Raw genomic sequence first — 14569 nt, 5'->3', positions numbered from 1 at the left:
CTATAATAATCGATTTCTGTTTTAGAATTTATCGGCTACACAGAGGTGGAATATTTTTCCGCCGGTGAGGAAATTCCGATAGATGACGCATCAGCAGATACTCTCCTTCGCAGTAATCATACTCATGATGGGGGCGTTTATCTGGGGCAAATTCCGCTATGATGTCGTTGCACTCTGTGCGCTCCTCCTGGCTATAGCTGTTGGGGTCGTCCCCTTCGATCAGGCTTTCTCAGGTTTCAGCGATGATATTGTCATCATTGTTGGCAGTGCCTTGGTGGTGAGCGCAGGCGTCGCACGTTCAGGTCTCATGCAAGCGGCAGTCCAACGGTTCTTGCCAGAAATGAACAGCGTCAGACTACAGCTCGTCGTTCTGGTAGCAGTCGTTACCGTTCTTTCCGCCTTTGTGAAGAACGTCGGTGCGCTGGCAATCATGATCCCAGTCGCTTTTCAGTTTGCGCGCCGGTCCAACGTTTCTCCATCGACCTTTCTCATGCCCATGGCATTCGGTGCACTGCTCGGCGGTTTGATGACCCAAGTAGGTACTTCGCCGAATATCGTCGTTTCTCGTATACGTGGCGAGATGGTCGGCGAACCATTCACCATGTTTGACTTCACCCCCGTCGGTGCCGTGCTGTCAGCGGTAGGGCTCATCTATCTCACGCTTTTTTATTGGCTCGTTCCACAACGCACTCGCGAAAACGTATCGCTGGACGAGGCAATCAAGATCAAGAATTACGCCTCTGAAGCACGCATCACCAAAGCTTCGACGATGACCGGCAAGCGCGTGACCGATCTCATCAAGGCCGCCGAAGGCGAAGCGATGGTGACTTCCATCATACGCAACGATCAGCGATTGACGCCGCTTCCCGACACGATGCTGACCGAAGGAGATGTCGTCCTTCTCGAAGGAGATCCAAAGGCGCTCGATGCGATCATAAGCGCCGGAAAACTCACATTATCCGAAAACCGAAATCCCTCCGAGACTAGCGGCTCCACCGACATCGAGGTCGTGGAAGCTGTTATAGGAAAGAACTCGCGCCTCATTGGACTGACGGCCCAGCGACTTGCCCTATTCGCGCGCTATGACCTCAACTTGCTGGCAGTCAGCAGACCAGGTGAACGCATTACAGAACGTCTCAGTGAGGTCATTCTGCGCTTCGGCGATGTGATCGTGTTGCAAGGCAGACAAGCAAATCTATCTACCTTCCTGCCGGAGTTCGAATTGCTGCCGCTTGCCCGTCGCAAACTGATGCTCGGTAGCGTTAGACGCGGATTGATCCCGCTCGCTATTCTGATTGCTGCCATCGGGGCAACCGCTTTAAGTCTTGTGCCAGTGGCGATCGCTTTCTTTGCCGCTGCCGTCGCTATGCCGTTATTCAAAGTGATCCCTCTCAACGAGGTCTATGATGAAATTGATGGCCCAATTCTGGTCATGCTTGCTGCACTTATCCCTGTTTCGGATGCGCTGAGAACAACCGGCGGCACGGATCTCATAGCAGAAGGACTCGCCACAATCGGTCATCAATTGCCGCCAGCAGGTGCATTGGCGCTCATCCTTGTGGCGGCAATGATGGTGACACCATTTCTCAACAATGCCGCAACTGTGCTCGTCATGGCTCCCATAGCAACAAGTTTTGCTTCTGGACTCGGCTTTAAGCCGGAGGCCTTTCTGATGGCAGTTGCTATCGGTGCGGGATGTGACTTCCTCACGCCGATTGGCCATCAATGCAATACGCTGGTCATGGGGCCAGGTGGTTATAAATTCAGTGATTATCCACGTCTGGGATTACCGCTATCAATCATTATCGCGATTGTGACGGTTCCCACATTGATGTTCTTTTGGCCCCTTAAATAGTTCTAGGGCTGAACTGAGCGTATCCATTCGAGACTGTCGAAAACAATCTTTTCCACGGTTTCGGCAATATCTGCGCGGAACACTAGCGGTTCCCCAACTGGGCTTTCGAGCGTAGCGATCTGGCTTTCCAGCATTGTCACCGGCATAAAATGGCCGGTGCGGTGTCCCATGTGCTCGTGCAATACTTCAAAACTGCCGTCCAGAAAGACAAACAGCACCGGCGCTCCTGCCGCAGAGCGAAGACGATCACGATAGCTCTTCTTTAGTGCGGAGCAAGAAATGACAATTCCATCGGTCGAGGCCGCTAGACGTTCACCGATTTTGTCGAGCCAGGGCCAGCGATCCTCATCCTGCAAAGGTATGCCCGCTGACATTTTATCGACATTGGACTTTGGATGCAGGGAATCGCCTTCAAGAAATGGGAGAGCCAGCGCGTCGGCAATCTTCTCACCCACGGTCGATTTTCCGGAACCCGAAACACCCATAACGATAATACGCAGCATCAGTTCCTCATACACTAGCGGTCATGCCGCCATCGACGTGCAGAACCTGTCCATTTACGAAAGAGGAGGCATCGCCGCTCAGGAATACCGCAGCGCCGACCAACTCTTCCACATCGCCCCAACGGCCCGCCGGCGTTCTTTTTTCCAGCCATGCCGTAAATTCGGGATTATCAACCAATGCCTGATTCAGTGGCGTCTTGAAATAGCCGGGAGCAATCGCATTGATCTGCAAACCATATCGGGCCCAATCAGTGGCCATGCCGCGTGTCAGGTTACGGATTGCCCCTTTTGTCGCTGTATAGGGCGCGATGGAAGGCCGCGCTAGTTCACTTTGAACCGAAGCAATGTTGATTATCTTGCCACGTCCTCGCGCGATCATATGGTGTGCTGCGGCCTGTCCGGCATAAAAAGCGCTGGAAATATTGGTTTCCAGAAGCTGTTGCCATTTCTCGATCGGATAATCTTCGAGCGGGGCGCGATACTGCATCCCGGCATTATTGACCAGAATATCGAGCGCCCCGACGTCCTCTTCAATCCCATCGATGGCCGCGCGAACTTCTTCGGCATCCGTCACATCAAATGCGGATGCAAAGATCGTATGCCCCTCTTTTTCCAATAGCGTGACTGCCGCATCCACCTTGGTCCGATCACGACCATTGATGATTACCGTTGCGCCATGTTCTGCAAGCCCTCGCGCCAATGCAAAACCGATGCCCTGGCTGGAACCGGTAATCAGGGCTATGCGCCCCTCCAGACTGAAAAGTTCAAAAGAAGAAGCCATCAGAAAGTTTCCAGCTTGAGACCCACGCGGCTTGCCGCCTGCACAATGTGGTGGCGCATCACTTCGCGCGCTCGCAACGGATCACGTGAATGGATGGCATCCCTGATTGCGGTGTGCTCATCGATTGTGATTTCGACAATTTGCTCAAGCACTGCTCGTGCACGCGCCGCATTGATTGCCTGATTGATCCTCTCGGCAATGAAACCGAGAACCAACGGAAAATACTCATTATGTGTTGCAGAAGCGAGTGCGCGGTGAAATGCGAGATCAGCAGCTATACCGGTATCTGTCCATTTTTTCGAACCGCTCATTTCCGCGAGTGCTTCGTTAAGTTGCATCATGTCGTGTTCGTCATGATGCACTGCGGCGAGCCCTGCAGCTTCTATCTCCAACGCCATTCGCAACTGGAACAGGCTTCGGAAACTATCGCGATTGGCAAGTGTTTCAGGTTCTATTCGGATGGCATGGCGTTTATCGGGCTCCGTTACGAAAGCACCTACTCCCTGTCGAGTTTCAACCAAGCCTTCATTGCGCAACTGAGCAATCGCTTCACGTACAACTGAGCGACTGACACCGAAGCTTTGTGCGAGATTATGTTCTGTCGGCAGCTTTTGTCCCGGCAGAAGGCTACCTTCACTGATCTGCCGCGTAATTTCGGAAGCGATGCGTCCGGGAAGCTGCTCATTACGCCTGATTTCACCAAACAAAATGATAAATCCTCCCTGATTACCCGTGCAAGTGGTGTGTCGTCAGCCTCTCGAAGAGTCAAGCGAAAGCTGGCAGCCCGGATTCATGATATTGCCCGGATCGAAGACTTGCTTGAGGCCTTCAAGCAGTTTTCGCCGTGCGGGGTCAATACGCTTCTCGAAATCTTCCCGCTTCAGGCGGCCGATGCCGTGCTCGGCGCTGATGCTGCCAGCATAACGATCGAGAACACCATTGATCGTTTCCTTTGCAAGCTTGATCCTCTTGTCTACCGCCGCAACATCGAGACCGCTTTCAGGGATAACGTTGAGGTGCACATTACCGTCACCCACATGCCCGTAAGAAACAGCAAGACAATCCGGAAGAACCTCAGCCAGTTCGGTTTCAGCTTCAGTGACGAACGACGCCAGTTTTGACAGCGGGACCGATATGTCAGTGCGGAGGTGTTTGCCACGCAGCGCCTGCCCTTCGTTCATCGCCTCGCGGAACATCCAGAGATTTTGACCTTGCGCACGAGATGACGCGATGGTTCCGTCCAGAACGAGACCATCTTCCATTGCGCCGGCAAGAAACTGTTCCATCAAGGACGCTATATCGACCAGCCCAGAGCCTGAAATCTCCATCAAGACGTAGGCAGGATATTGTCCAAGCGGCATGGCAAGATCCGGCATCGCCTCTTGCGCCAAGGTAAAAGCCACCGGCGGCATGAATTCGAAAGCGGACATCAGATCACAGCACTGCACGCGCGCACGCCGATAAAGCGCAATAGCGTCAGTGAGCGAATTGAGCCCTACCAGTGCGATTTCCACCTCGTCCGGCAAAGGCGTCAGTTTGATTGCGACGCCGGTTACCACTCCCATAATGCCTTCAGCACCGATGAAAAGCTGTTTCAGATCAATGCCGCGATTGTCTTTCCGCAACGTTGAAAGACCGTTGAATATCGTGCCATCAGGCAAGACGACCTCCAACCCCAGGACCAACTCGCGTGTCATGCCGTACCGCAACACATTGATGCCACCGGCATTGGTGCTGACATTTCCCCCGATGCGGCAGCTTCCCTGTGCGCCGAGGGCTAATGGAAAAAACATCCCTTCGGCTGCCAGTTTGTCTTTCAGTTCGGAGAGAATGCAGCCGGCATCAACAACCGCTGAAAAATCATCCGGATCGACCTTACGAATACGGTTCATTCGCTCAAGGCTTAGAACAACAAGATTATCTTGACCATCCGGTACACCGCCCTGCACAAGACCAGTATTTCCGCCCTGCGGAATGATGGACAATCCCAGTGAAGCGCAAGCTTTAACCACGGCGGAAACGTCCTCTGTCGAGCGCGGGCGGATCACAGCAACTGCTATATTCTCCACATCCCCCGGCCAGTCCCGACAATAGCGGAGCATATCGCTTCGCGCGGTCATAACCAGATCATCACCCAAAAGGGTAACGAGATCAGTCTGCTTGTCTCCGGTCATGTCCCCCAAACCGTACATAATATCCTCTTGTTCATAGACCTGGTTGATGCGCAATCGGCTGCCGTGGATGTACGACAGCTTTGGGAACGCAACAGGCTTTTCCGTTTCATTCCTGTGGCAAGACGGAGAAAACTGTTTTCAACGCCTACATATAAGGTTATCAGACAACCCTACAACACAAATCTGGTGGGAGACTGGATAAGTGTCGTAATGGCAGCCAACGCCGGGTTTTCGAATAGGGGTGGCTGCAAGGCAGGGAGGAAGTTTTCCAAATGCATATCGCAATCATCGGCGCTGCGGGTATGGTCGGGCGCATGTTAACGCAGCGCCTTTCAAACGATGGTCACATCAGGGGAAAACCCATTGAAAAGCTTACCCTTATCGATATCATAGCTGCAGAACCTCCGATCGGCTTTGTGGGATCGGTTGATGTTCTGGCCGCAGATATATCCACCACGGAAACCGCTCAGAAGATCGTTTCAGGACGCCCTGACGTCATCTTTCACCTAGCGGCAATCGTGTCAGGTGAAGCGGAGAGCGATTTCGATAAAGGATATCGAATCAATCTGGACGGCACCCGGCATCTGTTCGATGCAATCAGGCTTGCTCACATTGCCGATCGCTATAAACCCCGCGTGGTTTTCACATCGTCCATTGCCGTTTTTGGCGCCCCTCTCCCCTACCCGATCCCCGATGAATTTCACACGACCCCGTTGACAAGTTACGGTACGCAGAAGGCAATCAGCGAACTTTTGTTGTCAGACTACACCCGTCGCGGCTTCTTTGACGGTATCGGGATTCGCCTGCCAACGATCTGCATACGACCTGGCAAACCGAACAAGGCCGCATCCGGCTTTTTCTCCAACATCCTACGCGAACCACTCTCCGGGCAGGAAGCTGTCTTGCCTGTTCCGGAAGATGTCCGGCATTGGCATGCCTCGCCGCGATCAGCGGTCGGCTTTCTGATCCATGGAGCTACCATCGATACGGAAGCGGTTGGAGCACGTCGCAATCTTTCCATGCCCGGTCTCAGTGCAACTGTAGGCGAACAAATTGAGGCTTTGCGCCGTATTGCCGGGGAAAAAGCCGTCGGTTTGATCCGACGCGAACCAGATGAAATGATCATGCGTATGGTTGCAGGCTGGGCGCCTGGTTTCGAGGCAAAACGCGCACAGGCCCTTGGCTTCACCGCAGAAACATCCTTTGATGAGATCATTCGCGTTTACATCGAAGATGAAATGGGAGGTAAGCTTTGATACGCAAGATCGCTTTTCTTGGAACCGGCCTGATGGGCTCACCAATGGCCAGTCGGCTTCTGGACGCGGGCTTTGATGTAACAGTCTGGAACCGAAACAGCGCCAAGTCGACCCCTCTTGCTGAACAAGGTGCCACACTCGCTCAAACCGCCGCCGAAGCGGTAGAGAATGCCGATGTAGTCATCACGATGTTGACCGATGGTCCGGCAGTACGCGACGTTCTTTTCAACCAAGGAACTGCTGACGCCTTGAAAAAAGGCAGTGCCGTCATTGACATGAGTTCAATTTCACCAGACTTCGCACGCGCACATGCCAAGCGTCTGGAAGCAATTGGCGTCAATCATATCGATGCCCCAGTTTCCGGTGGCGTGATAGGTGCCCAGGAAGGCACACTTGCCATCATGGCCGGAGGAGACGAAATGATCATCTCCGACCTAGCCGATGTGTTCAAACCAATGGGACGCCTCACCCGCGTCGGCCCGTCAGGTGCCGGTCAGCTCGCAAAACTTGCCAATCAGCAGATTGTTGCCGTTACCATCGGAGCGATTGCAGAGGCAATGGTTTTGGTCGAAAAGGGCGGCGGGTCGCGCACTGCATTCCGGGATGCTATCCGCGGCGGTTTCTGTGAAAGCCGCATTCTCGAACTGCACGGCAAGCGGATGATCGACCGTAATTTCGAACCGGGCGGCACATCGCGCATTCAGCTAAAAGACCTCAATTCGATCCTCAAGACTGCGGGCGACCTGTCGTTAAGCTTGCCGTTGACCGAGACTGTACGCGAAGCCTTCGCCGCTTTTGTGGAAGACGGCGGCGGTGAGAAAGATCATAGCGCCCTGCTCCTTCATCTCGAAAAGCTTAACCAAAGCCACAAGAGCTAGCACGCAGGCAATCCAATTGCATTTGGGAGGTGCAATGAAGATCACCGCAATCGAGACCATTCGCATTGCTGAACGGCCAAACCTGTTGTGGGTGGAAGTTCATACGGACGAAGGAATTACCGGACTGGGTGAAACCTTTTTCATGTCCGAAACCGTTGAAGCTTATCTGCACGAATATGTTGCGCCGCGCGTTCTCGGTCGCGATCCGCTGCAGATCGATCTGCTAGCCTCTGACCTTGTGGGATATCTTGGTTTCCGTTCAACCGGAGCGGAAGTGCGGGGTAACTCTGCCTTCGATATCGCTCTGTGGGATCTATATGGCAAGGCTGCCAACCTCCCGATTGCTCAACTTCTCGGCGGCTTCAGCCGTCAATCCATCCGCACGTATAATACGTGTGCCGGAACGGAATACATCAAGAAGGCAACCGGCCAGCAATCCGCCAATTATGGTCTTGCTGGTGCAGGTGCCAGTTATGACGATCTTAATGGCTTCCTGCACCGTGCCGATGAACTCGCGCTCTCATTGCTGGACGAAGGCATAACGGCAATGAAAATTTGGCCGTTCGACATGGCCGCAGAGAAAACACGCGGGCAGTATATTTCTCAACCTGATCTGAAGGCCGCATTGCAGCCTTTCGAGAAAATCCGTGCGGCTGTCGGTGACCGCATGGATATTATGGTTGAATTCCATTCAATGTGGCAGCTCTTGCCCGCTATGCAGATCGCCCGTGAACTCACGCCTTTCAAGACCTTCTGGCATGAAGACCCGATCAAGATGGACAGTCTTGGCAGCCTGAAACGTTATGCGGAAGCAAGCATTGCGCCAATCTGTGCCTCGGAGACTTTAGGGAGCCGCTGGGCGTTTCGCGATCTGCTCGAAACGGGCGTTGCCGGCGTTGTCATGCTCGATTTGAGCTGGTGCGGTGGCCTGTCAGAAGCGCGTAAGATCGCGGCTATGGCAGAAGCCTGGCATCTACCGGTCGCACCACATGACTGTACCGGGCCAGTCGTCCTCTGTGCTTCGACGCACCTGTCACTGAATGCACCGAACGCACTTATTCAAGAAAGCGTTCGCGCATTCTACAAGACCTGGTATCGCGATCTGGTTACGGCTTTGCCCGAAGTAAAGAACGGTATGATTACCGTGCCACCCGGCTCCGGGCTCGGTATGGAACTTAATCCAGAAATGGACAAAGCCTACTCGGTCAGTCGCAGAAAAACAGATCGATCTAATTTTTGAGATGGGCACGGACTGAAGGCTGGACTCAACTCCAGACTGCTAATAACAATAGAACTATTGTTGTCAGACATCCTGACAACATATGGCCTGTGGGAAACGGTCATGCATTGGGAGGTATCTGTGCAAGACAAGCGTGAATTGAAAGCAACGACAATTTTGCCTGACGACAGCCATTCAGCGGTTTTGATCGGCCGTGTGTGGTCAAAGGCCGAAAACGGCCCCTGTCCAGTATTGGTGAAAAACGGTCATGTGTACGATCTATCCAGCTTGTCCGCTACAGTTTCAGGCCTTCTGGAGCGCAGTTCACTAATAAACGAATTGAAAGCTACAGAAAGCTTTCCGAATCTCGGCTCTGTGGACGATTTTCTTTCCGGTGAACGCGGAGAGTTACTTGCTCCTATCGATTTGCAATCCATCAAAGCGGCAGGCGTCACCTTTGCTGACAGCATGCTTGAACGTGTGATCGAAGAACAGGCAAAAGGTGACCCTTCCCGCGCCCGCGAAATTCGCGAACGTCTCGCCCCCGTCATCGGCGACAATTTGCGGGGTGTCGTGGCGGGGTCAGAGAAAGCGGCGGGCGTTAAAGCACTCCTGCAGGAAATGGGGCTCTGGTCCCAATATCTTGAGGTGGGCATTGGCCCTGATGCGGAAATTTTCACCAAATCTCAGCCTATGTCTGCGGTTGGCTGCGGCGCGACCGTTGGTATTCTGCCGATTTCACAATGGAACAATCCCGAACCTGAAGTCGTACTGGTCGTCGCTTCAGACGGACGCATCGTCGGTGCAACTCTGGGGAACGACGTCAATCTCAGGGACGTCGAAGGACGTTCAGCTCTCCTGCTTGGCAAAGCCAAGGATAACAATGCTTCCTGTGCTATCGGTCCCTTCATTCGCCTGTTTGATGGCGAATTCACCATGGATGTATTACGCAAGCTGAAGCTGTCGCTGACAGTCCACGGAGCTGACGGCTTCGAGATGACCGGCGAAAGCCCGATGGAAGCGATTAGCCGAGATCCCGAAAACCTCGCATCGCAGATGATGAACCGCAATCATCAATATCCGGATGGCGCGGTATTGTTCCTCGGTACAATGTTCGCGCCCGTCAAGGACCGTCGCGGCGCCGGACAAGGTTTCACGCACGAAGTCGGCGACCGTGTGGAGATATCAACTCCCAAGCTCGGTCGCCTCGTCAACTGGGTCGACCGGACCGACAAATGTCCTGAATGGACTTTCGGCATCAGAGCCTTGGTACAGAACCTGCAGGCCCGCGATCTGCTCGATAAAGTCTGAGGGCGGACAGATGACGAAAGCCATAGACTTCTTCTACAAGATACTTGGTGCACTTCTCGTCTTTCTCCTTGCCGGCATGGCAATCATGGTCTTCGTCAACGTGATTTTGCGCTACGCCGCAAATTCCGGACTGACCGTATCAGAAGAACTTTCACGTTATTTCTTCGTTTGGGTAGCATTTCTCGGCGCAGTTCTCACGTTTAGAGAGAACAGCCATCTAGGTATTGAGTCACTGGTTGCCCGTTTTGGGCGACAGGGCCGCATTACATGCATGGCAATCAGCTATCTAATCGTCTTGTTATGCTCGGGCATTTTCTTCTGGGGCACATGGAAGCAATTCGACATCAACGCCAGCATGGTCGCACCCGTCACCGGGCTCTCGATGATCTGGGTCTACGGCGTCGGATTATTTACCGGCGGCGCAATGTTCATCATTGCAGCTGAACGTTTCCTTCGTGCCGTTACCGGTCGTCTGACCGATGAGGAAATTGCCACCTTTGCGGGCGAACATTCGCTCGACCATCTGATGGAGTAGACGACATGACGCTTGTGGTATTTGTCGGCTCGCTCCTCAGCGCTATGGCCATTGGTGTTCCGATTGCCTTCTCGCTTATGTTCTGCGGTGTCGTTCTCATGTTGTACATGGGGATGTTCAATACGCAGATCATCGCGCAAAATATGATTGCCGGGGTCGACTCCTTCACCCTTCTGGCAATCCCTTTCTTCATTCTGGCCGGTGAACTGATGAATTCCGGCGGCTTGTCCCGCCGCATCATTGATTTCGCCATAGCTTGTGTCGGTCATATTCGCGGCGGCCTCGGGGTCGTTGCCATTCTTGCGGCCATCATCATGGCCAGCGTATCAGGCTCGGCTGCGGCTGACACCGCGGCGCTTGCAACCATCCTCGTCCCTATGATGGCGAAAGCAGGCTATAACATCCCGCGCTCAGCCGGACTGATGGCTGCCGGCGGCATCATCGCACCGGTCATTCCGCCATCCATGGCAATGATCGTATTCGGTGTCGCTGCAAATGTATCCATAACGCAGCTTTTCATGGCAGGCATCGTGCCGGGCCTGATGATGGGTATTGCCCTTCTCTTCACCTGGCAGATTGTTGTCAGAAAAGACAATCTAAAAGTACTTCCGAAGCAATCCGGTAAAGATCGGCTACAAGCGACCGCGCGCGCACTATGGGCGCTCGGTATGCCGATCATCATTCTTGGCGGCATTCGAATGGGTGTCATGACGCCAACAGAAGCAGCCGTGGTAGCCGCAGCCTATGCCCTCTTTGTTGGCATGTTCATCTATCGCGAACTCAGATTTGTCGATCTTTACGGCGTCTTTCTACGGGCCGCAAAAACGACCTCAGTCATTATGTTTCTTGTCGCCTCGGCGCTGGTTTCGTCATGGCTGATAACAGCAGCAAACATTCCGGCGGAAATCAGCGGCTATATCGCTCCGCTGATTGACAGCCCCAAACTGCTGATGTTTGCGATCATGATCCTGGTGCTCGTGGTCGGAACGGCGCTGGACCTTACGCCGACAATCCTGATCCTGACACCAGTCCTGATGCCGATTGTCAAACAAGCAGGTATCGACCCGGCCTATTTCGGTGTTTTGTTCATCATGAATAACAGTATCGGACTTATCACGCCGCCTGTTGGCGTGGTGCTGAATGTAGTCAGCGGCGTATCAAAGGTACCGCTTGGAAAAGTGGTCGCCGGCGTCAATCCGTTCCTGATTTCGCAGGTCATTGTCTTGTTCCTGCTGGTTCTGTTTCCAAATCTTGTTCTGGTGCCCATGAACTGGCTTCATTAAGTTTAACATCAACTCTGGGAGGAGAGTTCTATGAAAAAACTGATTATGCTGGCAACGACCGCCCTCATGGCGGGAGCGCTAATTGTACCTGCATTCGCCGAATTTCAAGATCGCAATATCCGCGTTTCGAACGGCATTAACGAGGATCATCCTGTCGGTAACGGCATCAAGGCCATGAATGAATGTCTTGCTGAAAAATCCGGCGGCAAGATGAAGATAACCGCGTTCTGGGGTGGAGCATTGGGAGGCGATTTGCAGGCAACGCAGGCACTGCGTTCCGGTGTACAGGAAGGCGTCGTCACATCGTCATCACCACTCGTCGGAATCGTTCCCGCGCTTGGCGTTTTCGACCTGCCATTTCTCTTTGCCAACGATGAAGAGGCAGATGCCGTCGTCGACGGCCCCTTCGGCAAGATGATGGACGAAAAGCTTGCTGCTGTCGGGCTCGTCAATCTTGCTTATTGGGAAAACGGCTTTCGAAACCTTTCGAATTCAAAGCATCCAGTTAATAAGTGGGAAGATTTCAGCGGCATGAAAGTCCGCGTGATGCAGAACAACATCTTCCTCGACACATTCCAGAATTTCGGTGCCAACGCGACGCCAATGGCTTTCGGTGAAATTTTCTCGGCGCTGGAAACAAAAGCTATCGACGCACAGGAAAACCCTTACGTCACAATCGATACGTCAAAATTCTTCGAAGTGCAGAAGTACATCACAGAAACGAAACATGCCTATACACCGTTTCTGTTCCTGTATTCCAAGCCGATCTTCGACACATATTCACCGGAAGAACAAGCTGCCTTGCGTGAATGTGCAGTTGTCGGCCGGGACGTTGAACGCAAGGTCATTCGCGAACTGAACCAGAAGTCGCTCGAGAAGATCAAGGAAGCGGGTCTGGAGGTAAACACACTCTCGCCGGAAGAGCATGCCCGCATGCTCGAGAAATCCCAGCCGATCTATGCCAAGTACAAGTCCCAGATCGGCGACGATGTCATTGATGCGGTACAAAAGCAGCTTGGTGAAATCCGCAAATAGTAAAAGCCTGAACAAAAAGAATAGGCCGCGCTTATTGCGCGGCCTATCTCATTTCGATCAAGCCGCTTTCAGACGATTGTTAACTCGTTCAGCCAGCTTGCGAGCCCGTACAAGACTATCGGCTTGTTCGGTACTGAAGCGATCTTCTCCGATTTCCATAATCATGAACGTATCGGGCAGGAACGTCAGTTCATCGAAAATTTCTTCCCACGGAATATCGCCCCATCCGATCGGCAGGTGCAGATCGCCAATACCTAGAGCTGTTGCTTCCGCAGGATGATAAAACTTGTTCATCGTGTAAGGGCGACCAAAACTGTCGTGTATATGTAGATGTCCGGTCACAGGCGCCATAGCGCGAATCTGCGGACGCCAATCCAGACCCAAGCGTGTGCATTCAATATAGGCGTGGCTGAAGTCGATCAATCCACATACGGACGGATGATTGATCACGGCAACCGTTTCGGCGACCTGGGCCGGTGTCTGCCGATATTCAGCGTCGCTCATAGCGAAGATATTCTCCAGTGCGATCCGGACGCCATAGGTGTTTGCAAGCTCCGCCATTTCAGCGAGCGCATCTCGTTCCATCTTATCGAGATCAGGAATACGAGAAAGCGCTGGCGTGGGAGCATGGCCAGAGTGATGAACCAGAATTTCCGCCCCGACACGGTCGCAAAGTTCGAGCATCGCTCGAACGACCGCTTTCTGATATTCTAGATGCTCGCGATCCATGAAGTTGGAAACGATCTGTCCGTGGACACTGTAGCGCGTATCAAACTGTCTGGTGATATTGACAAGACGATCCACGCGTTGCGGAATGAGACGACCGCCCGAGATTATTTCCTCGCCATATAGCGACAATTCTACAGCTTCCGAACCAAGTTCGACGATGTTGCGGATTGCGCCCTCAAGCGTGCTGAAATTGCCGTCACCCGTCGGGGTGCAGAAGCCAATCGCTGATATTGTGTGGTCAGAGGTCATGATGCTCGTCCTGTCAGACATGAAAAATGCGCGAGCCGAATATCCGACATCGCGCATCCCCTCTGGCACGCGCCTATTTCAGGCGTATGACTATGAAAAGCGATTTCTCCTCAATTGAGGGGGATAGCGTTTCCATCTTTGCTTGCCTGATATGTGTCGGACAATTCGTCATATTTGGCGAAAATAGCATCAAGTCGTTTGCCAAGACGCTGGCGGTCGGCATCAGGCAGGGAGGCAACCATCTTCGGGATCGAGTGACTATGCCAGAAGGCATTATCGCGGTTATATCCACCCGGCTCCAGCGTGAAGACTTCCTTGAGGATCTTCAAATCGTGGGGGATCGAGAAAGCATCTCGTGAATCCTCGTGACTGAACAGGTAGTAGAAATTGTCAAAGCCACTCCATGTAATTGCCGAAAGGCACATGGAACAAGGCTCATGAGTGGAAAGAAAGACCATGTCTTTCGTGTCCGGACGTCCGTTCTCCGGCATTTCGTAGAAACGCTTCAAGGTGTGCACTTCACCGTGCCAGAGTGGGTTTTCAGTTTCATTGTTAGTTTCCGCAAGAACAAGGGATAGATCCGATTTGCGCAACAATGCTGCACCGAAAACCTTGTTGCCCTCTGCCACGCCTCGTTCGGTCAGCGGGATAACATTCTGCTCGATAACGTCGATCAGCTTTTCAAGCAGTTTCAGTTCATCTGTCTGCACAGTTCTATTCCTCCCGATGTTGCAGAAAAGCGCCGGGCTGTCTTAGCCCGG

At 53.0% G+C, this 14569-nt stretch carries 14 protein-coding genes; 8 read left to right on the top strand and 6 right to left on the bottom strand.

All coding sequences use genetic code 11. From position 1 onward, the window contains the following. The first annotated feature begins 82 nt into the window (after positions 1-82). Positions 83-1855: an SLC13 family permease gene (locus HWX93_RS14840; RefSeq protein WP_176037779.1), complete on the top strand. Its 1773-nt coding sequence runs from the start codon at positions 83-85 to the stop codon at positions 1853-1855. A gap of 2 nt (positions 1856-1857) precedes the next feature. Here the strand turns inward: HWX93_RS14840 and HWX93_RS14835 are convergent, their stop codons facing one another. From HWX93_RS14835 to HWX93_RS14820, 4 genes are read right to left on the bottom strand one after another with little or no spacing between them, the layout of a single operon-like run. Further along, positions 1858-2358: a gluconokinase gene (locus HWX93_RS14835; RefSeq protein ID WP_176037778.1), complete on the bottom strand. Its 501-nt coding sequence runs from the start codon at positions 2356-2358 to the stop codon at positions 1858-1860. A gap of 7 nt (positions 2359-2365) precedes the next feature. Beyond that, entirely contained in the window at positions 2366-3139 is a 774-nt protein-coding gene (locus HWX93_RS14830) for an SDR family oxidoreductase (RefSeq protein ID WP_176037777.1), read from the bottom strand. Then, positions 3139-3846, bottom strand: a complete 708-nt coding sequence (locus tag HWX93_RS14825) for a FadR/GntR family transcriptional regulator (protein ID WP_109986508.1) — start codon at positions 3844-3846, stop codon at positions 3139-3141. The genes HWX93_RS14830 and HWX93_RS14825 overlap by 1 nt, the downstream gene beginning before the upstream one ends. 42 nt (positions 3847-3888) lie before the next feature. Further along, positions 3889-5331: an FAD-binding oxidoreductase gene (locus HWX93_RS14820; protein WP_176037776.1), complete on the bottom strand. Its 1443-nt coding sequence runs from the start codon at positions 5329-5331 to the stop codon at positions 3889-3891. 254 nt (positions 5332-5585) lie between these two features. On the opposite strand from HWX93_RS14820, the gene denD reads away from it, so the two are divergent. The 7 genes from denD (at position 5586) to HWX93_RS14785 (ending at position 12830) form a co-directional block, all read left to right on the top strand. Further along, a complete protein-coding gene (denD, locus tag HWX93_RS14815) occupies positions 5586-6569 on the top strand; it encodes a D-erythronate dehydrogenase (RefSeq protein WP_176037775.1) in 984 nt (327 codons plus the stop codon). Beyond that, positions 6566-7447 (top strand): NAD(P)-dependent oxidoreductase, encoded by an 882-nt coding sequence (locus tag HWX93_RS14810; RefSeq protein WP_176037774.1) that lies wholly within the window; start codon positions 6566-6568, stop codon positions 7445-7447. The genes denD and HWX93_RS14810 overlap by 4 nt, the downstream gene beginning before the upstream one ends. A 34-nt stretch (positions 7448-7481) precedes the next feature. Next, complete coding sequence (locus HWX93_RS14805) at positions 7482-8687, top strand: mandelate racemase/muconate lactonizing enzyme family protein (RefSeq protein ID WP_176037773.1); 1206 nt, start codon at positions 7482-7484, stop codon at positions 8685-8687. Between the two features lie 120 nt (positions 8688-8807). Continuing rightward, a complete protein-coding gene (locus HWX93_RS14800; protein ID WP_176037772.1) occupies positions 8808-9977 on the top strand; it encodes a fumarylacetoacetate hydrolase family protein in 1170 nt (389 codons plus the stop codon). A gap of 10 nt (positions 9978-9987) precedes the next feature. After that, positions 9988-10512, top strand: a complete 525-nt coding sequence (locus tag HWX93_RS14795; protein ID WP_176037771.1) for a TRAP transporter small permease — start codon at positions 9988-9990, stop codon at positions 10510-10512. A 5-nt stretch (positions 10513-10517) separates the two neighbouring features. Continuing rightward, positions 10518-11795: a TRAP transporter large permease gene (locus HWX93_RS14790; protein ID WP_109986502.1), complete on the top strand. Its 1278-nt coding sequence runs from the start codon at positions 10518-10520 to the stop codon at positions 11793-11795. 30 nt (positions 11796-11825) lie between these two features. Beyond that, the gene (locus HWX93_RS14785; protein ID WP_176037770.1) at positions 11826-12830 is read left to right on the top strand and encodes a TRAP transporter substrate-binding protein; all 1005 of its coding nucleotides are present in this window, start codon (positions 11826-11828) and stop codon (positions 12828-12830) included. 57 nt (positions 12831-12887) lie between these two features. Here HWX93_RS14785 and HWX93_RS14780 read toward each other — a convergent pair whose 3' ends face one another. After that, positions 12888-13808, bottom strand: a complete 921-nt coding sequence (locus tag HWX93_RS14780; RefSeq protein WP_176037769.1) for a sugar phosphate isomerase/epimerase family protein — start codon at positions 13806-13808, stop codon at positions 12888-12890. A gap of 110 nt (positions 13809-13918) precedes the next feature. Continuing rightward, positions 13919-14518 (bottom strand): nucleoside deaminase, encoded by a 600-nt coding sequence (locus HWX93_RS14775; RefSeq protein ID WP_109986500.1) that lies wholly within the window; start codon positions 14516-14518, stop codon positions 13919-13921. Positions 14519-14569 lie beyond the last annotated feature (51 nt).

The sequence above is a fragment of the Brucella tritici genome (assembly GCF_902825325.1).
Lineage (GTDB): Bacteria > Pseudomonadota > Alphaproteobacteria > Rhizobiales > Rhizobiaceae > Brucella.
The sequence above is the reverse complement of the archived record's forward strand: the minus strand, read 5'-3'. Positions and strand labels throughout refer to the sequence as shown.